The organism is Streptomyces sp. NPDC048288, assembly GCF_043201555.1.
Classification (GTDB): Bacteria; Actinomycetota; Actinomycetes; order Streptomycetales; family Streptomycetaceae; genus Streptomyces.
This window is the reverse complement of sequence record NZ_JBICZD010000005.1, coordinates 330956-355875: the sequence shown is the minus strand read 5'-3', so window position 1 is coordinate 355875 and position 24920 is coordinate 330956. Positions and strand designations below refer to the sequence as shown.

Here is a 24920-nt window from a genome sequence, read left to right as displayed (position 1 = left end):
CGCCCCCCCCCCCCCCCGCCCCCCCCCCCCCCCCCCCCCGCCCCCGCCGGCCCCCCCCCCCCCCCCCCCCCCCCCCCCCCCCCCCCCCCCCACGTCTCCGGCCGGCCCCCGGTGCGTGGCGCGGGGGGCCGCGCGAGCCGCTTCCCGCTCGTACGGCATAAGCTCGGCGAATGGCGAAGTACTTCGACGTTCACCCCGACAACCCCCAGCCCCGCAGCGTCTCGCAGATCGCCGACGCGGTGCGCTCGGGCTCGCTCATCGCATACCCGACCGACTCGTGCTACGCGCTCGGCTGCCAGCTGGGCAGCCGGGACGGCATCGACCGGATCCGCTCGATCCGGCATCTGGACGACCGGCACCACTTCACTCTGATGTGCCGTGACTTCGCCCAGCTCGGCCAGTTCGTGCGGGTGGACAACGACGTGTTCCGGGCCGTGAAGGCGTCGACCCCGGGCAGCTACACCTTCATCCTCCCGGCCACCCGGGAGGTCCCGCGCAAGCTGCTGCACCCGAAGAAGAAGACCGTCGGTGTGCGCATCCCCGACCATGTGGTCACCCAGGCGCTGCTGGCGGAGCTGGGCGAGCCGCTGCTGTCCAGCACCCTGCTGCTGCCGGACGAGGAGGAGCCGCTGACGCAGGGCTGGGAGATCAAGGACCGGCTCGACCACCAGGTGGACGCGGTGGTCGACTCCGGGGAGTGCGGCACCGAGCCGACGACGGTCATCGACTTCTCGGGCGGGGAGGCGGAGATCGTCCGCCGCGGTGCCGGGGACACCGCGCGCTTCGAGTGACCACTTCCGGCTCCCCCGGAGCGGCTCCCCCACCGTCGCGTGCCACGATGATCAGGACATGCCGCGCCGGGTGTCCCGCACCCCGACGCCGACTCCACAGAGAGGCACTTGCGCCATGACCGCCGTACAGGGAACCGACGTGGACATCACCACCGCGGACGGTGTCGCCGACGCCTACCTGGCCCACCCCGCCGACGGGCTCCCGCACCCGGGAGTGCTGTTCTACCAGGACGCCTTCGGCATCCGCCCGCACCTGAAGGCGATGGCGGACCGGCTGGCCGGCGAGGGCTACACGGTGCTGGTCCCGAACGTCTTCTACCGCCACGGCCGCACGCCGGTCGGGGAGCTGCCGGAGTTCATCGACCCCTCCGCGGACCCGACGATCTGGCAGCGGATCATGCCGGTGATGATGTCGCTGACCCCGGAGCTGAGCGACCGGGACTCGGCCGCCTACCTGGACTGGCTGGCCGCGAGCCCGTTGGTGGCCGACGGACCGGTCGCGATCACCGGTTACTGCATGGGCGCCCGGCTCGCGATGCGGACCGCGGCCGCGTTCCCGGACCGGGTCGCGGCGGCGGGCGGCTTCCACGGCGGCCGGATGGTCACCGACGGCGCGGACAGCCCGCACCTGCTGGCCGACCGGGTCACCGCCGAGCTGTACTTCGGCTTCGCGGACCAGGACCAGTCGATGACCGAGGAGCAGATCCACACCTTCCAGGAGGCGCTCGACTCCGCCGGGGTCCGCAACACCGTCGAGATCTACCGGGGCGCGGAGCACGGCTACACCCAGGCCGACACCCCGTCGTACTCCGCCGAGGCCGCCGAGCGGCACTGGGACGCGCTGCTCGGCCTGCTGAAGCGCACGTTCTGAGCCGATCGCGTCCGCGTCACGGGGCTCCCGCCGACCGGCGGGGGCCCCGATCTCGTCCCGCACATTGACATGCACCCGCCCCACCGGCACGCTGAGAGCGCTCTCAGACTTGGTCCGGACCAACATCCGTGCCAACCCCGACCCCACACGGAGGTGGAGAGTGCGCACAGGACTCGCACGCCGGACGCTGCCCCTGGCGGCCACGGCGGCGCTGCTCGGCGGGGCGCTCACCCTGGGCACCCCGCACTCGGCCGACGCCGCGGTACCGGACACGATCCCGCTGAAGATCACCAACAACTCCGGCCGCGGCGACCAGGTGTACATCTACGACCTCGGCACCCAGCTCTCCTCCGGGAAGCAGGGCTACGCCGACGCCAACGGCACCTTCCACGCCTGGCCGGCCGGCGGCAACCCGCCGACCCCGGCGCCGGACGCCTCGATCACCGGCCCGGCGGCGGGCCAGTCGAAGACGATCCGGATCCCGAAGTTCTCCGGCCGGATCTACTTCTCCTACGGCCAGAAGCTCGACTTCCGGCTGACCACCGGCGGTCTGGTGCAGCCCGCGGTGCAGAACCCGACCGACCCCAACCGCGACATCCTCTTCAACTGGTCCGAGTACACGCTCAACGACGCGGGCCTGTGGATCAACAGCACCCAGGTGGACATGTTCTCGGTGCCGTACGCGGTCGGGGTGCAGCGCGCCGACGGCAGCACGGCCGGCACCGGGCACCTCAAGTCGGGCGGCTACAACGGGTTCTTCAGCGCCCTGCGCGGACAGCCCGGCGGCTGGGCGAACCTGATCCAGACCAGGTCCGACGGCACGGTGCTGCGCGCGCTCTCCCCGCTGTACGGCGTGGAGACCGGCGCGCTCCCGTCCACCGTCATGGACGACTACGTCAACCGGGTGTGGGCGAAGTACGCGTCGTCGACCCTGACCGTCACCCCGTTCGCGGACCAGCCGAACACCAAGTACTTCGGCCGGGTCTCGGGCAACGTCATGAACTTCACCAACTCCTCCGGCGCGGTGGTGACGAGCTTCCAGAAGCCTGACGCGAACAGCGTCTTCGGCTGCCACAACCTGCTCGACGCGCCCAACGACCAGGTCCGCGGCCCGATCTCGCGCACGCTGTGCGCGGGGTTCAACCGCTCGACCCTGCTGACGAGCGCGAACCAGCCGGACACCGACCCGGCGGACTTCTACCTCGACTCGGTCACCAACCAGTACGCGCGGAAGATCCACGCGCAGATGGCGGACGGCAAGGCGTACGCCTTCGCCTTCGACGACGTCGGCAACCAGGAGTCCCTGGTCAACGACGGCAGTCCGCAGCAGGCGTACCTGACGCTGGACCCGCTGAGCTGACACGGCCGAGCGGCCCGTGACCGGAATCCGGTCACGGGCCGCTCAACTGCCCTGCGTGTCAGCCGGTCGTGACGGCGGTGTCGTCGACGACGAAGCTGGTCTGCAGCGAGGAGTCCTCGACACCGCTGAACTTCAGGGTGACGGTGGAGCCCGCGTAGGACCCGAGGCTGAAGGACTTCTGGGTGTAGCCGGAGGCCGCGTTGAGGTTCGAGTACGTGGCCAGGGTGGTCGAACCGGCGGTCACCGTCAGCTTGTCGTACTGGGTGCTGGTGGTGGTCTCGCTGGTGTCGATGTGCAGGTAGAAGGTGAACGTGGTGTTGGTGCAGCCGCTCGGGATCGTCACCGACTGGGACAGCGTGTCGGTGTGGGTCGATCCGTAGCCGTCGAGCCAGGCGTAGTAGGAACCGCCGTGCGCCGACTCACTGCTGGAGTTGGTGATCACTCCGCTGGTCGCCGTCCACGTCGTGTTGCCCGACTCGAAGCCGTTGTTGCCCAGCAGCTGCGAGGAGGTGCAGGTGCCCCCGCCTCCGCTGGAACTGACGGTCCAGGTGAAGGAGGCCGTGCCGGTGGCGCCGGTGGAGTCGGTCACCGTGACGGTCGTGCTGTAGGTGCCCGCCGTCGTGGGTGTGCCGGTGATGGCACCGGTCGAGCTGCTGATCGACAGGCCGGTCGGCAGGCCGGTCGCCGCGTAGGTCAGCGAGCCGCTGTTGGTGCTGCTCGCCGAGATCTGCAGGCTCACCGCGGTGCCCACGGTCGAGGACTGGCTGCCCGGGTTGGTCACCGTGACGCCCGAGGTGGGCACGGTGATGTGGCTGCCGACGTTGATGCCGGCGAACGCGTTGCCGACCCCGGCGTACTGGGTGGAGCTGGAGCCGTACAGCGCGGAGGCCGCGTTCAGGGCCGCGGTGCGGGCCGCCGCGTAGTTGGTGCTGGACGTCATGTACGTCGTCAGCGCCTTGTACCAGATCTGCAGGGCCGCGGCCCGGCCGATGCCCGCCACGGCGACGCCGTCGGAGGTGGGGCTGTTGTAGGTGACGCCGTTGATGGTCTTGCTGCCGCTGCCCTCGGACAGCAGGTAGAACATGTGGTTCGCGGGGCCCGACGAGTAGTGCACGTCGAGGTTGCCGACGCCGGAGTACCAGCTGTCGGCCGACGAACCGTCCTTGTCCGGCTCGTCCATGTAGCGCAGCGGCGTGCCGTCGCCGTTGATGTCGATCTTCTCGCCGATGAGGTAGTCACCGACGTCGGAGGAGTTGGCCGCGTAGAACTCCACGCCGGTGCCGAAGATGTCGGAGGTCGCCTCGTTCAACCCGCCCGACTCACCGGTGTAGTTGAGACCGGCCGTGTTCGAGGTGACGCCGTGGCTCATCTCGTGGCCGGCCACGTCCAGCGAGGTCAGCGCGTGGGTGCCGCCGGAGCCGTCGCCGTAGGTCATGCAGAAGCAGTCGTCGTCCCAGAAGGCGTTGACGTAGCTGCTGCTGTAGTGGACCCGGGAGTAGGCCGCGACACCGTCGTTCTTGATGCCGCTGCGGCCGAAGGTGTTCTTGTAGAAGTCCCAGGTCATCTGGGCGCCGTAGGCGGCGTCGGCGCCGGCGGTCTGGGTGTTGGAGCCGGAACCGGTGCCCCAGACGTCGTCGGAGTCGGTCATCAGGGTGCCGGTGCCCGACGTGCCGTTGTTGAGGTTGTACGTCTTGTGGCCGCCGCGCGTGGTGTCGTACAGCTGGTACGTCGACCCCGACAGCGTCGTGTTGAGGGTCACCGTGCCGCTGTACTGGGTGTTGCCGGTGCCGGTCTGGACCGCCTGGTAGCGGTACAGCTCCTTGCCGTTGGTGGCGTCCGTGACGACGTGCAGCTTGCTGGGCGTACCGTCGTCCTGGAAGCCGCCGATCACGGTCTCCCAGGCCAGCTTCGGCGTGCCGTTGCCGGCCCAGATCACCTTGCGGGCGCTGTCGGCGGCGGGGTTCTGCGCGTCGAGGGCCTTGGCGGTCTTGAGCGCCTTGGTCCGGGCGGCGGACTTGGCGACGGTCGCGGTGGTGGAGGCGACCTTGATGGTGTGCTTGTTGTTGAAGGTGGTGCTGACCGTGCCGGCCGCGAGGGAGGCGGGCGGGGTGTGCACGATCAGGTCGCCGCCGAGGACGGGCAGTCCGGCGTACGTCCGCTCGTAACGGGTGTGCAGGGTGCCGTCGTTGTCCTTGACGACGTCCTTGACGACCAGCTTCTCCTTGGCACCCAGGCCGATCGTGCGGGCCGTCGTGCCGGTCTTCTGCTGGGCGCTCTTGATCAGCGCGGTGTGCTGCGCGGGACTGAGCTTGGCCTCCAGGCCGCCCGTACGCACGGGGGTGGGGTGGGGGGCGGCGGGCTGGGCGTTCGCCGGGACCGACTGGATGCCGACGGCGAGGAAGGCCGCGGTGGAGACCAGGGCGGCCCCTACCGTCGCGCGTCTGTGGGGAAGACGTCTCACTCGTACTCCTCCTGCTGCGGCCGCCGGGTCGCGGCCGGTGACAGACCGGGCAGACGGGTGTGCTGTCCGGGACGAGCTGAGCTGTGCGGGAACCGGGATCAGGGATCCTGGAACGGGCCACGTGGGGTGCGCTCCGGGATCCGTGGACACGCCGTGGAGAGATGGAGAAAGCGTGTGCTGAGCGAGGATTCCAGTTTTGACCCGCGCATGTCAGCCACGTCGAGGTCAATCGAGGGTTTTCCCTATGCACCGTGGGGCTGCCGGGACGGGCCGCGACTCGGGTGGCGGCTCAGCGGGTCGGCGTACGCACCATGAACACGTCCACCGCGTCCTCGGTCTCGACCATGAATCCGTGCCGCTCGTACAGCCGTCGGGCCGCGCTGCCCCGCAGGACGTTCAGCCGGACGACGACGCCGTCACGATCACACCGCTCCAGCAGCTCGCGCAGCACGGCCGAACCCACGCCGGCGCCCTGAACCGCCGGTGCCAGATAGAAGTGTTCCAGCCAGTGGGCGTCCCCGGCCGGGCGCAGCGCCACACAGCCGGCGAAGCCGCCGCCCACCTCGATCACCCACGTGCACGCCGCGTCGAACCCGTCCCGCAGCCGCTGCCGGACCCTCCGGGGGTCGTACCGCCCCAACCGCTCCAGATCGGCCCGCAACACGACGGCCCGCAACTCAGCCACCGCCTCGACATCCGCCACCGACGCCGGCCTCATCTCCCAGTCCCACACGAACGCCAGACTATCCGGGGGCCGATGGAGCCGGTGGGACCGGTGGACCCGGAGGAGCCGGAGGAGCCGGAGGAGCCGATGGGACCGGTGGACCCGGTGGACCCGGTAGACCCGGTAGACCCGGTAGACCCGGTAGACCCGGTAGACCCGGTGGGACCGGTGGACCCGGTGGGACCGGTGGGACCGGAGGAGCCGGAGGAGCCGGAGGAGCCGGAGGAGCCGGAGGAGCCGGAGGAGCCGGAGGAGCCGGAGGAGCCGATGGGACCGGTTCGGCGGGTGAAGGGGCGGGTCCGGCTCACAACAGGCGCACGGTGGAGGCAAGTTCGGGGCCGACCGACGAGCATGCCGACGAGATGCCGGAGAGGCGGGGCACGCGGCGGGGCGGTGAGCGGTGCGAGCGCGCCGGGGCGGGGCGGTGAGCGGCTGCGGCGCGGCGCAAGGAACCAGGGGCGGCGCGGACGACAGGCGTGCCCCGCGGCGGTCCCCGCCCTCGGCGGGGCGCCGCCGGGACGGAGCGGGCCACCGATTCGCCCCAGCGGCGGCCCGCCGGGCCGGTCACGCCTCGGCACACCATGCGCCGAGGATCCACGCATCGCGCACCGCGCATCATCCGCCGGAAGCCACACACCCCACCCCACCCGCCGAACGCCGCATACTCCTGCACCCCGCACCACCCCGGACGCCACGCCCCCGCACCCTGCGCCCCGCAGCCTCCTCCTCCCCACCCCCAGGGAACATCACGCGATCTCCCGGCCAGCCCTGCCGAGCCACTCCACCCCGCCCCATTTATCCTGATTCGCGTCCGAGGTCTGTCTTCGCGCCCGGTCCGGACGTCGGCAGCTCCCACCCCCACCGAAAGGGCTCACCCATGCGGGTCTTCATCGTCGGCACAGGCAACATGGCGGGCGGTATCGCCACCCGGGCCCTGGCGGGCGGGCATGTGGTCCGGCTGGTCGGTACCGATCCGGCGAAGGCCACCGCGCTGGCCGACGCCCTGGTCGAGCGGGTGGCCGGTGCCGATGTGGCCCCGGCTGTGCCGGACGCGGTCGGGGCGGCGGACGTGGTGGTGCTGGCGGTGCCGTTCGACGCGGCGAAGGAGGTCGTGGCCGAGTACGGGGACCAGCTCGCCGGGAAGACGGTCGTCGACATCACCAACCCCGTGGACTTCGCCACCCTGGACTCGCTGACGGTGCCCGCGGACAGCTCCGGCGCACAGCAGATCGCGGAGGCCGCCACGCCGGGCACCCGGGTGGTGAAGGCCTTCAACACCACGTTCGCGGGCCCGCTGCTCGCGGGTGAGGTCGGCGGGCTGCCGCTGGACGTGTTCATCGCCGGGGACGACGCGGCGGCCCGCGACCAGGTGGCCGAGCTGGCCGCGTCCGGCGGCCTCAACCCGGTGATCGTGGGCGGACTGCGCCACGCCCGCGAGCTGGAGGGCATCCAGCTGCTGCACATGGCCCTGCAGTCGCGGCCCGAGGGGCACGGCTGGATGAGCGCGCTCAAGATCGTCGCCCCCTGAACCTCCCCCTGGTGCCCGAGAGACGGCTGAAGTCCTGGTGAACCCTGCGGCGCACGCCCCCGGTGCGTAGTACTTTCCTCACAACAGCCGTGACTCTGGGGGGAGTTGCACATGCACGGCACGATCAACGGGTTCCACTACGGCGCCGTGACTCCGGTGGCCGCGTATCTGATGGCGTGTCTGGGCGGTGCGCTGGGGCTGCGCTGCATCGTCCGGTCGCTGTACCACAACGGGCAGTCGTGGAAGCCCGGTTGGCTCGCGCTGGGGGCGGCGGCCATCGGCTGCGGCATCTGGACCATGCACTTCATCGCGATGATCGGCTTCCACGTCCAGGAGACCACGATCCGCTACGACGTGGCCCTCACCCTGCTCAGTCTGGCGGTGGCGATCCTGGTGGTCGGCATCGGCGTCTTCGCGGTCGGCTACCGGGGCGCGACCGCCGGGACGCTCTGGACGGCGGGCGTCATCACGGGTCTGGGCGTGGCGGCCATGCACTACCTGGGCATGGCGGCACTCCGCCTTGACGGAACGATTCACTACGCCCCGCTGACGGTCGCCCTCTCGGTGGTGATCGCGATCGCGGCGGCCACGGCCGCGCTCTGGGCGGCCGTCTCGATCAGGGGTTTCACGGCGAGTCTGGGCGCCAGCCTGGTGATGGGGCTGGCGGTGTCCGGCATGCACTACACGGCCATGGCGGCCGTGAGCGTGGAGGTGCACCCGGCCTCCGCCACCTCCTGGTCGAGCGCGTCACCGACCTCGCTGCTGCTGCCCATGCTGCTGGGCCCGATCGTGTTCCTGCTGCTGGCCGGGGTGGTGGTGATGTTCGATCCGCTGCTGGTGCTGGGGGAAGGCGACTGGAGCGGACGGCAGCAGGCCGGCCGGGAGGGGGCGTCGGCACCGGTCCGCGCGACGCGGTCACGGCCGCCGGGCCCGCGCGGCGGGCGCACCCCTCGCAACCGCGGCGGCCGCCCGGCGCCGGGTGCGACGGACCGCAACGGCACCCCGGCGCGCCCCGCCACGGCCGGCCCGGACCGGTTCGGCACACCGGGTCGCCCGGCGCCGGGCGGAGTCGGCCCGTACGGCCCGCCTCACGGCACGCCGGGCGGGAGCGGTCGGCCCGGTACCCAGGCCCGGCCCGCGCCCGGTGGTCCGCAGGACCCGTACGGCGCCCCCGCGAACCCCTATGAATGGTGACGCGGGACGCAGGCAACCCCCTCGCCCCACCCGCCCGTTGGGCATTGCTACGGTTCCCGCGTGTCTGACTCCTCACGCAAGACCGCGGCGGGCGCCGGCTGGGGCGAGGCCGAGCGCGGTGCCTATCGCCGGCTGATGCCGGACCATGTCGAGAAGATCTTCTGGTTCAACCCCAGGACCATGTGGGCCGCCCGCAACGGGGTGCTGGCCTCCTGGTTCGGGGACCCGACCGGCCGAACCCGCAGCCGCTGGGTGGCGCGGCGGGCGGCCGCCGGGGCGCCCGCCGACAAGGTGATCCGGCGTCATGAGGCGGACCGGTTCTCGTTCATGGTGATCGGCGACACCGGCGAGGGGGACGACTCCCAGTACGCGGTCGTGCCGGGGTTCCTGAAGGCGGGTCAGGACACCGACTTCGCGGTGATCGCGAGCGACGTGATCTATCCGGTCGGGACCACCGACGACTACGGCACCAAGTTCTTCCGGCCGTACCAGGACTATCCGGCGCCGATATACGCGATACCCGGCAACCACGACTGGTACGAGGATCTCGGCGCGTTCATGCGCGTCTTCTGCGACGACACCCCGCCGCTCCCGCCCGAGCCGAAGCCCCGCCCGCTCACCCGGGCCTGGTGGCGCGCCCTGCTCTGGCACCGGCCGCGCCCGGCGGACGAGCAACTCCTCGCGGAGGCACGGAAGTTGCGGCCGGGACCGGAGCAGACGGCCGTCCAGCCGGGTCCCTACTGGGCGATCGACGCCGGCCCGGTGCGGATCGTCGGCATCGACACCGGCCTGCTCGGCACGATCGACGCGGAGCAGGGCGCCTGGCTGCGCGAGGTGTCCCGGGGGCCGCGTCCCAAGATCCTGGTCACCGGCTCCCCGCTGTACGTGGACGGCGAGCACCACCCCTGCCCGATCGAGGGCGGCGGCACGGTCGACGACATCGTCCGCGACCCGGACCACCACTATGTGGCGGCGATCGGCGGTGACATCCACAACTACCAGCGCTACCCCGTCGACGTGGCCGGGCGCACCATCCAGTACGTGGTCGCGGGCGGCAGCGGTGCCTTCATGCACGCCACCCACACCATCCCGCCGGTGTCGATCGCGAACGTCACCGAGGACGACTTCCGCTGCTACCCGCTGCGCGGCGACTCCCTCGCGTTCTACAGCCGCCTGTACGCCCGCAAGCTGCGGCTGCGCCGCTTCCTCACGCTCACCGAGGCCGAGGCGACGGCCGTGATCGCCGAGCGCCTGGGCATCACGCCCGGCCGCGCTCCCGCCCCGGACACCCGGGTCACCCGGCGCACCCGGCTGGTCGCGACCCTGCTCGGCGCCGGCAGCCGCCCGGACCGCGGCCCCCGGTTCCGGCTGCCGGTGAAGAAGATCTACACCCAGCTGTTCTCCCCCGGCTCGGCCACCTACAGCCCGCCCTTCTTCAAGTGCTTCCTGCGCCTCGACGTCAGCCCCGAGGCGGTACGGCTGCGCTGTTTCGCCGCCACCGGGAACCGCCCGCAGGAGCTGGATCCGCCGGTCGAGGACGAGATCACCATCCCCCTGACCTGACCCGGAACTGATCACACTCCCGCAATGTTCGGATGCCACAATCGGGGCAGAACTGACGTACGACCGCTGGAGGACCCGTGCCGTCCACCCCCCGCCCGCTGCGCAGACTGGGCTTCCTCACCATCGGCCTGTTCGACGGGGCGGACCCGGGCAAGGGCCACGAGTCCACGCTGGAGATCATCGAGCTGGGCGAGCGGCTGGGGTTCGACAGCGCGTGGGTGCGCCACCGGCACCTCCAGTACGGCATCTCGTCCCCGGTCGCCGTGCTGGCGGCGGCCTCGCAGCGCACCAGCCGGATCGAACTGGGCACCGCGGTGATCCCGCTGGGCTGGGAGAACCCGCTGCGGCTCGCCGAGGACCTGGCGACCGTCGACCTGCTGTCGGGCGGGCGCCTCAACCCCGGCGTGAGCGTGGGCCCGCCCATGCACTACGCGCAGGTCAAGGAGGCCCTCTACCCGGACACGGCCGACAGCGAGGACTTCGGCTACGAGCGGGTGCGGCGGCTGCTGGACTTCGTGCGCGGCAAGCCGGCCACCGACTTCAGCGGGGTCGAGGGCTTCGAGGTGTTCTCGGACGTGGTCCAGCCGCACTCCCCCGGCCTGGGGCGGCGGCTCTGGTACGGCGGCGGCAGCCTGGGCTCGGCGCGCTGGGCGGGCGAGCACGGGATGAACTTCCTGACCAGCAGTGTCGTCAAGGCCGAGGATCCGGAGGGGCCGTACGACTTCGCGGAGATCCAGCGGGCGCAGATCCGCGAGTTCCGCGCGCACCACCCCGACGGGGAGGCGGCCCGGGTCTCCCAGGGCCTGGTCGTCATCCCCACCGACTCGGCCACGCCCGAGCAGCGTGCCCGGTACGAGGCGTACGCGGCCAAGCGGCTGCCCCGCACCACGGCCCCGCAGGGCCCGGCGCGGCTGCTGTTCGCGCCGGACGTCGTGGGCACCTCGGCGGAGATCGCCGAGCGGCTGCACGCGCACGCCGGGTTCCGCGAGGTCGACGAGGTGGCCTTCGCGCTGCCCTTCGACTTCGAGCACGAGGACTACGTACAGATCCTCACGGACATGGCGACCCGCCTCGGCCCGGCGCTGGGCCGGCTTCCCGGTTCCGCCGCCTGAGTCACCAGCGGCGTGCCTCCGTGCCGGTGACCGGCTCCGACGGCTTGCCGTCGACGCCCACCGGCACCTCGCCGTGCAGCATCACCCGGTGCATGACCCGGGGGAGGCCGAGGTGCGCGTTGTCGCTCGGGGCCAGATGGATGGTGGCCCGGTTGTCCCAGAAGGCGACACTGCCGGGCTCCCAGCGGAAGCGGACCGTGTACTCGGGCCGTACGGCCTGTTCCAGGAGCATCTCCAGCAGGGCGGCGCTCTCCGGGCGGGAGACGTCGGCGATCTGCTCGACGTAGTAGCCGTTGACGTACAGCACCCGCTCGCCGCTCTCGGGGTGGACGCGTACCAGCGGGTGCACCGAGGCGACCTGGTGGTCCAGGAGGTGGCGCAGATAGGTGTCATCGCCGGGGCGGGGCTGGTAGCCGACGCCGAGCCGGTGCTCGGCGCGCAGTCCGTCGACGAAGGCGCGCACGGGTGCGGAGAGTCCGGCGTAGGCGGCGGCGAGGTTGGCCCAGGTGGTGTCGCCGCCGTAGGGCGGGACGGTCTCGGCGCGCAGGATCGTCGCGGCGGGCGGGTCGATCCGGGCGCCGTGGTCGCAGTGCCAGCCGCGCAGCAGGGTGTGCCGGCGGCGGCGCAGCCATTCCTCGTGCTCCATCCCGAACCGGCCGCCCAGCTCCAGCCGGTCGGCGGTGGTCTCCACCTCGGGGAAGCCGTCGGGTGACGCGCTGCCCCGCCGCCCGAGCACGACCGGCTCGCCGAAGCGGCGCGCGAAGGCCACATGACCGGCGTGGTCCAGCCGCTGCCCCCGGAAGAAGACGACCTTCCAGCGCAGCACGGCCTCCCGGATCAGCGCGACCACGGCGTCGTCGAGGTCCTCGGTGAGGTCGACCCCGGTGATCTCGGCGCCGATGTGCCCGGCGACGGGCTTCACCTCGGCCGCCCCGGTCCCCGTGCTGCGTTCCGTCGTCATGCGCGCTCCGATGGTCGTCGGTGTCGGTTCCCCAAGATCGTGACAGCCGGGGGCGCGCAAAAAAAGACGTGTCGCATCGCGTCGGCCACGTGATGATCGCAGGGCACGACAGTGGATCCCGTCCCCGAGGAGCGACTCATGCACGACAGCGCCGACTTCATCGCCGAGGCCTATGAACTAGGTCCGGGGCCCTGGACCTTGACGCCCGTCGCCCGTGGCGCGCTGGGGCGGATCTGGCGGCTCACGGGCCCGGACGGGTCCGCCCGGGCGGCGAAGCAGCTCCTCTTCGACTGCGCCGAGGGGGACGTGGCGCGGGAGGCCGCCTTACGGCTCGCGGGCGAGGGCCTGGGCATCGCCGCTCCGCGCCTGTTCGCCAACCGCCATGGCGCCCACCTCACGCGGGTCCCGGCCGACGGCGGGATGACCCATGTGAAGCTGTACGACTGGATCGAGGGCACCCGGGCGGACGTCGGCGACCCGGCGGTCCTTGACTGGTTCGGCCGGACCATGGGCCTGCTGCACCGCGCGGGCGCGGGCGCGACGGAGGCACCGCACGACTGGTACGAGCGGTGCCCCCGGGAGAGCGACTGGAAGGACCTGCACGGGAAGGTGGCCGAGGCCGGGCTGCCCTGGGCGGACGCTCTGGGCGCGTTCATCGGTACGTCGGCGGTGGAGCTGGCCCGCTGGGTGAGCCCGTCCGACGCGGCCGACCGGGTGATCTCCCACCTGGATCTGCAACCCCAGAACGTCCTGGTCGGCCCGGCCGGCCCGGTCCTGCTCGACTGGGACAACGCCGGACCCACGTCCGCGGAACGGGAGCTGGCGCAGGCCCTGTTCGTCTGGTCGGGCGGCAACGACGTGAACCCGGCGGCCGCCCGGCGCCTGGTCGACGCCTACCGGCGGGCAGGCGGCCCCGCCACCGTCCGGGGCCCGGAGTCGTTCTCCATGCTCTTCGCGACCTCGCTGAACTACGTCCAGGTCCAGGCCGAGGCCGCCGTGGACCCCGACCTGACGCCCGAGCAGCGCGAGTTCGGGAGCGGCGAGGTCGTGTCCCGGCTGGCCGACGTACCGGACCTCGCGGCCGTGTCCCGGCTGGTCGCGGCCGTCACACCGTGAACTCCCGTACGGCGGTGTTCCGGAACACCGCCGTACCGCCGATGGTGAACAGGGCCAGCCGGTCGTCGACGAGATACGGGAACACCTCGGCGGAGTGCGTGTAGCGGCCGTCGCCGACGAACATCTCCACGGAGGTGCGGTCGACGAGGATGCGCAGCTTCACCGAGCCCGTGGACAGGTCGAACGGGGTGTGGCTCTCCTGCCGGTCGCCGCTGGTGTCGGGGTTCACGGTGTTGCGCCGGTTGAGGAAGGCGTAGTCGCCGTAGACCCCGGCGTCGATGTGCCGGCCGCCGTCCGGCGAGCGCCGCAACTGCACTCCCGCTCCGGTGAGTTGGGACCAGGTGATCTCGGTGGTCAGTTCGTACGAGGTGCCCGTGTAGTCGAGGAGGAGGGTGCCGTCGACGGTCAGGTCGCCGAGGTCGACCGTGCGGGAGACGTACGAGTCGAGCGCGGCGACCGGCCGGGAGGCGAGGTGGTAACCGCCGTCGGAGGCGTGCTTCAGGGTGACTTCGCGGACGATGGAGTCGGTGCCGTTGAAGCCGTCGCAGTCGATGGTGGGGGTGGTGTTCGGGTAGGCCCAGTCGTTGAGCCAGCCCAGCGCGTAGCGCGCGGAGTCGTCGAGGGTGCCGGTCGCGTCCCGCTTCTCGAAGGTGACGGCCGCGTACCAGTCCCAGCCGTGGTCGAGCCACTGGGGGTCGGCGGAGTCGGCGGTGAAGGCGCTGCCGTCGAAGGAACCGGTCCAGTAGGCGTACGTGTTGGGCAGCCCGGAGCCGGTGCCGTCCGCGCTCACCCCCAGCACCCACTTGGCGGTGCCGTCGTCGGCGGTGATCCGGAACAGGTCGGGGCACTCCAGTGTGCCGATGCCGTCCTTGATGAAACCGCCCGCGTAGGTCCAGGACTTGAGGTCCGCCGAGTGGTAGAAGCCGACCTTGTTCCGCTCGGCGAGGGCCATCACCCAGCGGTCGCCGGCCTCGTCCCGGATCACCTTGGGGTCGCGGAAGTCGGCGACGCCCGGGTTGGGCAGCACCGGATCGGTGCCATGGTTGGTGAAGGTACGGCCGCCGTCCGTGGAGTAGTACAGGAACTGCTCCTGGTGGTCGGTGCCGCCGCCGGGTGACATGGTGACGATCACGACGACCGTGTCCGCCCCGAAGCCCGCGGTGTCGCCGGTGTCGACGACGGCGCAGCCCGACCAGACGTCGCCGTTGACGGTGGTGTCCTTCGGTACCGCGATCCCGCGATCGGTGAAGGAGACCAGGTCGGTGCTGGTGGCGAGGCGCCAGGCGGTGCCCACGACGCCGTCGAGGTAGTCGGCGTTGTAGAGGTAGTAGTAGTGGTACTCGCCGTCGATCCAGACCGGGCGCTGGGGGTCGTTCTTCCACTGGTCGGGGACGGTGAAGTGGTAGACGGCCCGGTAACTCGCGCAGCCGCGAACGGCTTTGGGCCCGGGCTTGGCGGCGGCCGGTGCGGTGGGCAGCAGTGCGGCACTCGCCCCCGCCGCCGATCCGGCGAACAGCGCTCTCCTGGACAGCCCTGGCATCAGGCATCGTTCCTCTCGTCCCGACCGGCCGTCTCCGCGGCTCGGAAAGACGGTCGGCTGAATCCAGGACTGTAGACCTAACTCGTTAAAGGTCAAGCGTTCACGGCCCTTGACAGGGATATGACGCGCTTCTCATCATCTGGGGCGTCGAACCTTTCCTAAAACGAGTTAGGCACCTTGGATGACCGACTCGCACTTCTCCCGCCGCGCCCTGCTGCGGTACGGCGCCTACGGCGCGGGGGCCGCCGCGCTGGCCGGCACCGCCGCGAGCTGGGACCGGCTCACCGGGGCCGACATACCCGGCCGGGACGACGGCTCACTCGTCGTCGCCACCCTCGGTTCCGCCTTCGACCCGGCCGCCGTGCACGCGCTGAGCACCGGCTTCCGCGAGCTCCACCCGGACGTCCCGCTGCGGGTGAACGCCGTGCAGGCCGTGGACTGGTCGGACTTCTTCGCGAAGATCCTCACCCAGATCGCGGCGGGCACCGCGCCCGACCTGGTCTATGTCGCCACCGAGGGCGTGCAGTTGTTCGCCGAACGGCTCGGGGTACCGCTGGACCGCTGGGTGCGGCGGGACGCGGCCGAACTGCGCGAGTACTTCGCCGACGTCCATCCCTCGCTGGTGGAGTCGATGATGTACGAGGGGAGCCTGTACCAGCTCCCGGTCGAGTTCAACGCGGCCGACATGTACCTCAACCAGCAGGTGCTGAAGCGGGCCGGCGCGGGCTTCCCGCCGGCCGACTGGACCCGCGACGACTTCACCGCGCTGCTGCGCGAGATGAAGCGGTCGAGCGACTCCCACTTCACCCCGTACTTCTGGACCAACCGGCTGTGGGGCGGGGTGGTGCCGTGGCTGTTCAACAACGGCACCAATCTGCTCGCCGAGTCCAGGGCGCCGGGCGGGAGCTGGCTGTGGGACGCCTTCTACCCGGCGGCCGACCGCCTGGGCCGGGGCGGCGGTTTCCGCTGGACCACCCCGCAGGCCACCTCCGCCCGGGTCGAGGAGGTCTACGACTATCTCGCCTCGCTCATCCAGGAGGACCTGTGCACCCGGCCCGAGGGCGGCAACGGCACCAACCTGGTCGGGGTCTTCTCCACCGGCCGGGTCGGGGTGACCCCGGCGGGCGGCTTCTGGGCGGGCGGCCTGCATCTGGCCGGGATGAAGGCGGACGCCTACGACGTCCAGTACTTCCCCCGCTGGCGCACCCAGCGCATGCAGTTCGGCGCGGCCGGCTACGCGCTGCTGCGGACCTCGAAGAAGCAGGACGCGGCCTGGGAGTTCATCAAGTACGCGGCTCGCAAGGACGTGATGACCGAGCTGTTCGCGGCCAACCAGACGACCCCGGCCCGGCGTTCGATGCTCACCGCCGGCCGCTACCGGGAGACCGGCCCGGCGCACTGGAAGGTCTTCTACGACACCCTCGACAAGTTCCCCGACACCGGCCCGATCCCGGCTCCGCCGCAGGTCGCCGAGGTGACCGACGTACTGCTCAAGTACACCGGGACGGCGCTGGCGAGTCCGCGCTCGGTGGCGCCGGCGCTGCGCCGGATGCAGGGCGATCTGGAGCAGGCCATGGAGCGTGACCTATGACGAACACCCAGATCACCGCCGGACGGGCCCGTTCCGTGTCCGCTCCGCCCGCGGTGTCCGTGCGGGCGCCGGGCCGGGAGCGTGGCACCCGGTTGCTGGCGGCGCTCTTCCTGACGCCCACGATCGTCGGGATCGTCGTCTTCACGGTCGTACCGATCATCGGGTCGATCGTGCTGAGCTTCTTCGACTGGAACGTGATCGATCCGCCGCGTTTCGCCGGCGGCGCCAACTACCGGGAGATCGTGGGCGATTCGACCGTCCTGGTCTCGTTCCGGAACACGCTCGTCTTCATGGTGCTCGCGGTCGCCCTGCAGCTGATGATCGCGCTGTCGCTGGCGCTCGCGCTGAACGGCCGGATGCCCGGCTGGCTGCGCTCGGTCTTCCGGTCGGCGTTCTTCTTCCCGCTGGTGCTGTCCGCCGCGTCGATCTCGGTGGTGATGAAGTACCTCTTCAACCAGGACTTCGGCGTCGTCAACTGGCTGATCGGGCTGGTCGGCATCGCGCCGGTGCCCTGGCTGACGTCGGAGCACGGGGCGATGGCCACGGTGGTCATCGTCTATGTGTGGCAGCAGTTCGGCTTCTCCTTCCTGCTGTTCGTCGGGGGTCTGAACAACATCCCGAAGGAGATCCACGAGGCCGCCGCCCTGGACGGCGCGACCGGCCTGCGCAAGCACCTCGCGATCACGCTCCCGCTGCTGTCGCCGACCCTGCTGGTCGCGTCGGTGGTCGGCATCATCAACGCGCTCCAGGTCTTCGAGCAGCCGTACGTCCTGACCGACGGCGGCCCCGGCGACTCCACCCGCACCGTCGTGATGGTGATCTACGAGCGGGCCTTCGAGCAGCTCCGCTTCGGCGAGGCGTCCGCGGTGGGCGTGCTGCTGTTCGTGCTGATCATGGCGGTGACCGCCGTCCAGTTCCGGCTCAGCCGGCGCTTCGTCCACTACCAGTGAGCCGGTGAGTCCCTTGAGCCAAGCGACCATGAGCCAAGCAACTCCGACCCTCGGCGGTGTCCGGTACCGGCTGGCGCCCTGGGCGCGGATCGCCGGACTGACCGTGTGCGCGCTGCTGACGCTCGGTCCGGTCATCTGGACCGTCTCGACCTCCCTTCGCACTCCGGCCGAGTCCTTCGACCTGCCGCCGCGGATCATCCCGGCCCACCCGAGCACGGCCGCCTACCGGGGCGTCTTCGACCAGATCGACGTCTGGCTGCTCGCTCTCAACTCCACCCTGGTGACCGCCCTGATCGCGGTCGGCCAGATGATCACGGCGGGGCTCGCCGGGTACGCCTTCGCACGCCTCGAATTCCGTTTCAAGCGGCCGCTGTTCGGGCTGGTCCTGGCGACCATGATGGTTCCGCTGCAGGTCACGATCGTGCCGGTGTTCCTCGTACTCAAGTCGATGGGGCTGACCGACACGCTCCTCGGTCTGATCATCCCGGCGTTCCCGACCGCGTTCGGCACCTTCCTGATGCGGCAGTACTTCCTCGGCATGCCGAAGGACCTCGGCGAGGCGGCCATGCTGGACGGCGCGGGCCCCTGGCGGATCTTCCGGTCGGTGTACGCGCCGCTGGCCGCGCCGGGGCTGGCGATCGTCGGTGTGCTGGCCTTCAACTACCACTGGAACGAGTTCTTCCGCCCGCTCATCCTGGAGACCTCCGGCCAGAACTACACACTGCCGCTGGGTCTGGTCTCCCTCCAGGGCAACCTGGGCACCGGCTCCGTCTCGGTCGTCCTCGCCGGTGTCGTGCTGTCGATGCTCCCCGCCGTCGCCGTGTTCCTCGTCGGCCAGCGCCCTCTCCGCGAGGGCATCACCTCCGCAGGAGTCAACCGTTGAGCCTCGCCGCTCCCCAGGATCCCAACGCCCCGCGGTTCCGGGTCCGTCCGCCCGCCAACTGGGTCAACGACCCCAACGGCCCGTTCCGTTGGCAGGGCCGCTACCACCTCTTCTACCAGTACAACCCCGCCGCGCCCGTGCACGCGAACATCCACTGGGGCCACGCCTCCAGCCCCGACCTCGCCCACTGGGAGCACCACCCGATCGCCCTCACCCCGACCCCGGGCGGCCCGGACGAGGGCGGCTGCTGGTCGGGATGCGTGGTCGACGACGACGGCACCCCCACCGCCGTCTACACCGGGATCGGACACGACCACACCGGCCTGGGCACGATCTGCCTGGCCCGGGCGGCCGACCCGCTGCTCGTCCGGTGGCGGCCGGTGCCCGCCCCGGTCGTCGGCGCCCCGCCCGAGGGCCTCGACGTGGTGATGTTCCGCGACCCCTTCGTCTTCCGGCACGCCGGGCGCCGCCACGCCCTCGTCGGCGCCGGACATGCCGACGGCACCCCGTCCGTCCTGGTGTACGACTGCGACGACCTGACCGACTGGCGGTTCGCCGGGGTCCTGCTCGACGGCGCCGACCCGGTCGCCTCGGACGCCTTCGGGGACAAGGCGGTGGGCTGGGAGTGCCCGCAGCTGTACCGGACGGTCGACGGCGGCCATGTCCTGGTGGTGTCCCTGTGGGACGGCGATCCGTGCTCCACCGGATACCTGACGGGCCGTCTTGTGAGCGGCACCGGCGGCGGGTTGGGCTTCGAGGCCACTGTCGGCGGGCGGCTCGACCACGGCCGGGACTTCTACGCGCCCGCCGTGCTCCAGGAGGAGGACCGTGCCCTGCTGTGGGGCTGGTCGTGGGAGGCGCGGGACACCCCCGAGGGCTGGGCGGGTGTGCTCACCGCGCCCAGGGTCGTCGGCACGCGTCCCGACGGCGGCCTCCGGGTCTCCCCCGCGCCGGAGCTGGACCTCCTGCGGGCGCCGGACCCGTTCGGCGCCGGACCGCTTCCGGTGTCGTACGACCTGGAGATCACCGCGCACGACCGCGCGACGGTGACCCTGCTCCGGTCCGGCGACAGCCGGCTGACGATCGGGCTGGATCCCCGGCAGGGCACCGTCACCCTGGACCGCACCGGCTGGCCTCGGGCCGGCCGGGAAGGGTCCGCGCCCCTCGCCCTCGATACTCCCCCGGGCGTACCGCTCACCGTGCGCCTCCTCGTCGACGGCTCGCTGCTCGAACTGTTCGTGGCGGACCGGGCGACGGTCACCGAGCGGGTGTATCAACGTCCCGGAGATGTGCGGGAGTTGACGGTCGAGGGGGACGCCGAGGTCATCGGGTGGGAGCTGGTCCCACCGACGAGCGGCTGACCAGCGGGCAGGCGAGGCGCCGGACGGTGGCGGGCGGAGTGCGGCCGGTGTCGATGGTGTCGAGCAGCAGCCGGGCCGCGGCCTCGCCCATCGCCCGGTGCGGCAGGCCGACCGAGGTGAGCGGCGGGGTGAGGAAGGCGGCCATGTGTTCCTGGTCGTCGTAGCCGATCACCGACAGTTCCCCGGGTACGGCGATCCCGAGCCGGGTCGCCGCGTGCAGGACGCCCGCCGCGACCCGGTCGTTGTAGCAGAAGACACCGGTCGGGCGCTGCCGCGGGGCGACGCCGTCCAGGAGACGTGCGGCGCCCTCGTAGCCGGCGACGATCTCGCCGCCGGTGCGCACGACCCACTCCTTCGGGAGCGTGACTCCGGCGGCGCGCAGGGCGTCCCGGAAGCCGCGCAGCCGTTCGACGGAGGCGATGTCGTCCTGGCCGCCGACCATGGCGATCCTGCGGTGCCCGGCGTCGAGCAGCAGCCGGGCCGCCGTACGGCCGCCGGCCCGTTCGGCCGGGACGACGGCCGGCAGCGAGTCGTCCTCGGGCAGGCAGTTGGCGAGCACGGAGTGGGTGCGGTGCAGGCCCTCGGGGACGCGTACCCGGCGCAGCGACATCGCCGCGTAGATGATGCCGTCGACGCGCCGGTCCAGGAGTTCGGCGACGGCCGCGTCCTCCTTGGCCGGGTCGCCGCCGGAGTCGATGGTGAGGACGAGGTGGTCGCGGTCCCAGGCCGTCTCCATGGCTCCGCGCAGCAGCCGTCCGGCGAAGGGCGAGGAGGCGATCTCGTCGGTGACCAGGCCGATCACGGCCGTGCGGCGGCGGCGCAGGCCCCGGGCGACGGGGTCGGGCCGGTAGCCGAGTTCGGCGGCGGCCGCCCGGATGCGTTCCTGGGTGGCGGGTGAGAGGTTGCCCTCGGCGCGGCCGTTGAAGACGAAGGAGACGGCCGTGTGCGAGACGCCGGCGCGCCGGGCCACGTCCTTCGACGTGGGCCGTCCGCCGCCGCTGCCGTTCCTGTCCTCGCCGCCGCCCATACCGCCCGCTGCTCGCTCGTCGCGCCCGCCCCGCTTGATCACCACTCACCCTATCCGTGAGGGTGGGGCAGGACACAGTCGACGGAAGGTCCCATCGTGACAAGCACTCCGGCGTACACGCTCAACGACGGTACGACGATCCCCGCCGTCGGCCTCGGCACCTGGCCGATGGACGACACGCAGGCCGAGCAGGCCGTTCGCCATGCGCTCGGGGCGGGTTACCGGCTGGTGGACACGGCCGTGAACTACCGCAACGAGACCGGGGTCGGCCGGGGTGTCGCGAGCAGCGGCGTCCCCCGCGAGGAGGTGGTGGTGACGACGAAGCTGCCGGGCCGCCACCACGGTTACGAGGAGACCCTCGCCTCCTTCGAGGAGTCCCGGCAGCGGCTGGGCCTGGAGTACGTGGACCTGTATCTGATCCACTGGCCCAACCCCCGGGTCGGGAAGTACGTCGACTCGTGGAAGGCGATGATCAAGCTCCGCGAGGAGGGGCTGGTGCGCTCGATCGGCGTCTCCAACTTCACCGAGGAGCACCTCGCGCGGCTGGAGAAGGAGACCGGGGTGCTCCCGTCGGTGAACCAGGTGGAGCTGCATCCGCTGTTCCCGCAGGAGGAGCTGCGCGCCTTCCACGCCGGGAAGGGCATCGTCACCGAGAGCTGGAGTCCGCTCGGCCAGGACGGCCGGCTGCTGCGCGACCCGGCCGTCGTCGGGGTGGCCGAGGCGCTCGGGGTGACGCCCGCTCAGGTCGTCCTGCGCTGGCACGTCCAGCTCGGCGCGGTGGCCATCCCGAAGTCGGCGGACCCCGAGCGGCAGCGGGCCAACCTGGACGTGGCCGGCTTCCGGCTGAACGCGGCCCAGACGGCGGCCGTCTCGGAGCGGGCCCATCAGCGCCTCGGCGGCGACCCGGACAGCCACGAGGAGTTCTGAGCCCCGGATTGCGCCGTTCCGGCCCCGCCCGGCCTCGCGGCGGCCTATGTTCACGACGGCACTCGATCTTCGGCTCAGGAGGCCTCTCGTATGCGCACCACCGCGCTCCGTACCGCCGTGGCCGGGGTGGTGGCCGCCGGCACGCTGCTGACCTGCGGCACCGCCCAGGCCACCCCCGCCGGACCCGGGGTGACCGGCAGGGTGATCAGCCAGACCACCATCGGGGACACCGACTACGTCCTGCGGGAGATCACCGTCCCGCCCGGCCAGACCACCGGCTGGCACTACCACGACGGCCCGGTCTACGGGTACGTCCAGCAGGGCACGCTCAGCCACTTCCACTCCGACTGCCAGGAGGACGGCGTGTACCGGCGGGGCGGCACGGTGTACGAGCCGGGCGGCTCCGGCGATGTGCATCTGGGCGCCAACCTGGGCGACACCGACCTGGTCCTGGACGTGCTGTACGTCCTGCCGCACGGCTCCCCGTACGCCGAGTCGGTGCCGAACCCGGGCTGCGACTTCGAGTAGTCCGGGTGGTCCGGTTCACGGCTCCGTGACCGGCAACGGGCCTTCGGGCAGCGGCTGTTCGGCCCAGATGGTCTTGCCGCTGCCCGTCTGCCGGCTGCCCCAGCGCTGGGTGAGCTGGGCGACGAGGAGCAGCCCGCGGCCGCCCTCGTCGTAGGCGTGCGCCCGGCGCAGATGCGGCGAGGTCGAACTGCCGTCGGAGACCTCGCAGATGAGGGCGCGGTCGCGGATCAGCCGGAGCCGGATGGGCGGTTCGCCGTAGCGGATGGCGTTGGTGACGAGTTCGCTGACGACGAGTTCGGTGACGAAGGCGGCCTCGTCCAGACCCCAGGCGGTGAGCCGTTCGGTGGCCGCCTGCCGGAAGTGGGCCACCTGGGCGGGGTCGGGCGGCACCTCCCAGGTGGCGACCCGGTCGGCGCCGAGGGTGCGGGTGCGGGCCAGCAGCAGCGCGACGTCGTCGGAGGGCTGCTCGGGCATGACGGCCTTGAGCACGTTGTCGCTGAGGGACTCCAGGGATTCGGCCGGCGCGCACAGGGCGCGGCACATCTCCTCGGTGGCGCGGTCCACGTCCCGGTCGCGGTCCTCGACCAGTCCGTCCGTGTAGAGGGCGACGACGGCGCCCTCGGGCAGTTCGAGCTCGGTCGCCTCGAAGGGGAGGCCGCCGACACCGAGCGGCGGGCCCGCGGTCATCGGGATCAGCTCGGCGGCGCAGCCCGGCAGCACCAGGGCCGGTGCCGGATGGCCGGCGGCGGCGAGCGCGAGACGGCGCGAGACGGGGTCGTAGACGGCGTACAGGCAGGTGGCGCCGAGTTCGGCGACCTCCTCGCCGGGGCCGTCGGCGGCCAGGTGGGTGACCAGGTCGTCGAGGTGGGTGAGGAGCTCGTCGGGCGGCAGGTCCACGTCGGCGAGGGTGCGGACGGCCGTGCGCAGCCGGCCCATGGTGGCGGAGGAGCGGATGCCGTGGCCGACGACGTCCCCGACGACCAGGGCGACCCGGCTGCCGGAGAGCGGGATCACGTCGAACCAGTCGCCGCCGATGCCGGCCACCGATCCGCAGGGCAGATAGCGGTGGGCCACCTCGACGGCGGCCTGGCCGCGCGGCAGGCCGCTGGGCAGCAGGCTGTGCTGGAGGGCGAGGGCGGTGGAGCGCTCGCGGGCGAAGCGGCGGGCGTTGTCGATGCAGACGGCGGCGCGGCTGGCGAGTTCCTCGGCGAAGACGGTGTCGTCGGTGACGTAGTCGTCGGGGTGGCGCATCCGGACGCCCACGACGACGCCGAGCAGCGTGCCGCGGGCCTGCAGGGGCACGGCGATCATGGAGTGGACGCCCTCGCGGTGGGCGCGGCCCTCGGGCGCGCGGGCGTTGCGTTCGTCGACCCAGCGGCGGAACTCGGGCTCGCCGGCCTGGCTGACCACCGCCCGCCGCTCCCGCAGCGCCCGCGCCGGCGGTGAGGCAGCCAGGTGCACCTCGGTCTCGCCCAGCCGTACGGCGGCCTCGGGGGTGCCCTCGGTGGCGGAGCCGTGGGCGACCCGGCGCAGCACGATGTCGCCCTCCGGGACGATGGGCAGTTCCTCGGAGCCGAGGACCCAGTCGAGGAGGTCGACGCTGGCGAAGTCGGCGTACCGGGGGACGAGGAGTTCGACGAGTTCCTCGGCGGTGCGCACCACGTCCAGGGTGGTCCCGACGGAGGTGGCGGCTTCGTTGAGGAGGGCGAGCCGTAGCCGGGCCAGGTACTGCTCGGTGCTGTCGAAGGCGGCGAGGGCGACCGCGGTCAGCTCCCCGCCGGGATCGCGCAGCGGCCACATCTCGATACTCCAGGCGTGGTCCCGGTTCAGGGCCGGGGCGCCGGTGAAGCTCTCGTAGCGCAGGGCCCGGCCGGTCTCGACGACCTGGCGCAGATGGCGCAGGAAGCCCTCGCTGTGCGGGGCCTCCTCGACGGTGTCCGGGAAGAAGCGGCCGAGCAGGGCTTCCTCGGGGATGCCCATGACACGGCAGGCGGCCGCGTTGGAGCGGAGGTAGCGCTGGCCGACGTCGAAGACCGACATGGACATGGAGGCCTGCTGGAACGCCTGTCCGGCCAGGGTGGGGTCGGCCTGCCAGGGCGGGTCGGCGGTGAGCACGTACCCGGTGGTGCCGCCGTCGGGGCCGAGGACCGGGCAGGCGGTCAGGGCGATCTCCAGCGGCCGCCCGTCGGCGTGGCGCAGGGTGACGGTCCCGGAGCGGGCTGCCAGCGTCCGCGCCGGGACCTCCTCGGCGAGCAGGTCGGCGGCGGGCCGGCCCACGACCTCCTGTGCCGGGCGCCCGGTGAGCACCCGCGCGCCCTCGCTCCACCCCGTCACCCTGCCCAGGGCATCGATGACCGCCGCGGCCGCGACACGCTCCATACGCCCCAGGATGAGACCTATGTCCCGGGGCATCAAGCGCGGACGCGGACCGT

20 protein-coding genes are annotated in these 24920 nt (G+C 71.9%); 14 read left to right on the top strand and 6 right to left on the bottom strand.

Annotation, left to right across the window (positions count from 1 at the left end):
* Positions 1–170: 170 nt before the first annotated feature.
* The 3 genes from ACGFZS_RS20360 (at position 171) to ACGFZS_RS20350 (ending at position 3022) form a co-directional block, all read left to right on the top strand.
* Complete coding sequence (locus tag ACGFZS_RS20360) at positions 171–791, top strand: L-threonylcarbamoyladenylate synthase (protein ID WP_355729751.1); 621 nt, start codon at positions 171–173, stop codon at positions 789–791.
* 115 nt (positions 792–906) lie between these two features.
* Entirely contained in the window at positions 907–1662 is a 756-nt protein-coding gene (locus tag ACGFZS_RS20355; RefSeq protein ID WP_393796268.1) for a dienelactone hydrolase family protein, read from the top strand.
* 193 nt (positions 1663–1855) lie between these two features.
* A complete protein-coding gene (locus tag ACGFZS_RS20350) occupies positions 1856–3022 on the top strand; it encodes a glycoside hydrolase family 64 protein (protein WP_393796576.1) in 1167 nt (388 codons plus the stop codon).
* Between the two features lie 58 nt (positions 3023–3080).
* On the opposite strand, the gene ACGFZS_RS20345 is transcribed toward ACGFZS_RS20350, so the two are convergent.
* Positions 3081–5483: a M4 family metallopeptidase gene (locus ACGFZS_RS20345; RefSeq protein ID WP_393796267.1), complete on the bottom strand. Its 2403-nt coding sequence runs from the start codon at positions 5481–5483 to the stop codon at positions 3081–3083.
* Between the two features lie 289 nt (positions 5484–5772).
* Positions 5773–6201 (bottom strand): GNAT family N-acetyltransferase, encoded by a 429-nt coding sequence (locus ACGFZS_RS20340; protein ID WP_393796575.1) that lies wholly within the window; start codon positions 6199–6201, stop codon positions 5773–5775.
* 883 nt (positions 6202–7084) lie between these two features.
* Between ACGFZS_RS20340 and ACGFZS_RS20335 the strand changes: the two genes are divergently transcribed.
* The 4 genes from ACGFZS_RS20335 to ACGFZS_RS20320 all read left to right on the top strand — a co-directional run bounded on the left by ACGFZS_RS20335 (position 7085) and on the right by ACGFZS_RS20320 (position 11604).
* Complete coding sequence (locus ACGFZS_RS20335) at positions 7085–7735, top strand: NADPH-dependent F420 reductase (protein ID WP_393796266.1); 651 nt, start codon at positions 7085–7087, stop codon at positions 7733–7735.
* Positions 7736–7846: 111 nt separating this feature from the next.
* Positions 7847–8929: an MHYT domain-containing protein gene (locus tag ACGFZS_RS20330; protein ID WP_393796265.1), complete on the top strand. Its 1083-nt coding sequence runs from the start codon at positions 7847–7849 to the stop codon at positions 8927–8929.
* Positions 8930–8989: 60 nt separating this feature from the next.
* Positions 8990–10492, top strand: coding sequence for a metallophosphoesterase family protein (locus ACGFZS_RS20325; protein ID WP_393796264.1), 1503 nt, complete (start codon positions 8990–8992; stop codon positions 10490–10492).
* A gap of 77 nt (positions 10493–10569) precedes the next feature.
* The gene (locus ACGFZS_RS20320; RefSeq protein WP_393796263.1) at positions 10570–11604 is read left to right on the top strand and encodes an LLM class flavin-dependent oxidoreductase; all 1035 of its coding nucleotides are present in this window, start codon (positions 10570–10572) and stop codon (positions 11602–11604) included.
* Position 11605: 1 nt separating this feature from the next.
* Here the strand turns inward: ACGFZS_RS20320 and ACGFZS_RS20315 are convergent, their stop codons facing one another.
* Positions 11606–12565, bottom strand: a complete 960-nt coding sequence (locus ACGFZS_RS20315; protein ID WP_365681942.1) for a TauD/TfdA family dioxygenase — start codon at positions 12563–12565, stop codon at positions 11606–11608.
* Positions 12566–12703: 138 nt separating this feature from the next.
* On the opposite strand from ACGFZS_RS20315, the gene ACGFZS_RS20310 reads away from it, so the two are divergent.
* Positions 12704–13681, top strand: a complete 978-nt coding sequence (locus tag ACGFZS_RS20310; protein WP_393796262.1) for a phosphotransferase enzyme family protein — start codon at positions 12704–12706, stop codon at positions 13679–13681.
* Here ACGFZS_RS20310 and ACGFZS_RS20305 read toward each other — a convergent pair.
* Positions 13671–15221, bottom strand: a complete 1551-nt coding sequence (locus ACGFZS_RS20305) for a glycoside hydrolase family 32 protein (RefSeq protein ID WP_393796261.1) — start codon at positions 15219–15221, stop codon at positions 13671–13673. The two genes, ACGFZS_RS20310 and ACGFZS_RS20305, sit on opposite strands and share 11 nt — an antisense overlap.
* A 181-nt stretch (positions 15222–15402) precedes the next feature.
* Between ACGFZS_RS20305 and ACGFZS_RS20300 the strand changes: the two genes are divergently transcribed.
* Genes ACGFZS_RS20300 through ACGFZS_RS20285 form a run of 4 tightly spaced genes read left to right on the top strand, consistent with a single transcriptional unit; the run spans position 15403 to position 20006 of the window.
* The gene (locus tag ACGFZS_RS20300) at positions 15403–16812 is read left to right on the top strand and encodes an extracellular solute-binding protein (protein ID WP_393796260.1); all 1410 of its coding nucleotides are present in this window, start codon (positions 15403–15405) and stop codon (positions 16810–16812) included.
* Positions 16809–17762 (top strand): carbohydrate ABC transporter permease, encoded by a 954-nt coding sequence (locus tag ACGFZS_RS20295; RefSeq protein ID WP_393796259.1) that lies wholly within the window; start codon positions 16809–16811, stop codon positions 17760–17762. Before ACGFZS_RS20300 ends, ACGFZS_RS20295 begins: the two co-directional genes overlap by 4 nt.
* 28 nt (positions 17763–17790) lie before the next feature.
* Positions 17791–18645, top strand: a complete 855-nt coding sequence (locus ACGFZS_RS20290) for a carbohydrate ABC transporter permease (RefSeq protein ID WP_393796258.1) — start codon at positions 17791–17793, stop codon at positions 18643–18645.
* Positions 18642–20006: a glycoside hydrolase family 32 protein gene (locus ACGFZS_RS20285; protein WP_393796257.1), complete on the top strand. Its 1365-nt coding sequence runs from the start codon at positions 18642–18644 to the stop codon at positions 20004–20006. Before ACGFZS_RS20290 ends, ACGFZS_RS20285 begins: the two co-directional genes overlap by 4 nt.
* Here ACGFZS_RS20285 and ACGFZS_RS20280 read toward each other — a convergent pair.
* Complete coding sequence (locus tag ACGFZS_RS20280) at positions 19969–21033, bottom strand: LacI family DNA-binding transcriptional regulator (protein WP_393796574.1); 1065 nt, start codon at positions 21031–21033, stop codon at positions 19969–19971. The two genes, ACGFZS_RS20285 and ACGFZS_RS20280, sit on opposite strands and share 38 nt — an antisense overlap.
* A 96-nt stretch (positions 21034–21129) precedes the next feature.
* Here ACGFZS_RS20280 and ACGFZS_RS20275 point away from each other — a divergent pair, with 96 nt between their 5' ends.
* Positions 21130–21960: an aldo/keto reductase gene (locus ACGFZS_RS20275; protein ID WP_393796256.1), complete on the top strand. Its 831-nt coding sequence runs from the start codon at positions 21130–21132 to the stop codon at positions 21958–21960.
* 90 nt (positions 21961–22050) lie between these two features.
* Positions 22051–22488: a cupin domain-containing protein gene (locus ACGFZS_RS20270; RefSeq protein ID WP_393796255.1), complete on the top strand. Its 438-nt coding sequence runs from the start codon at positions 22051–22053 to the stop codon at positions 22486–22488.
* Between the two features lie 15 nt (positions 22489–22503).
* Here the strand turns inward: ACGFZS_RS20270 and ACGFZS_RS20265 are convergent, their stop codons facing one another.
* A complete protein-coding gene (locus ACGFZS_RS20265) occupies positions 22504–24867 on the bottom strand; it encodes a SpoIIE family protein phosphatase (protein WP_393796254.1) in 2364 nt (787 codons plus the stop codon).
* Between the last annotated feature and the right edge of the window lie 53 nt (positions 24868–24920).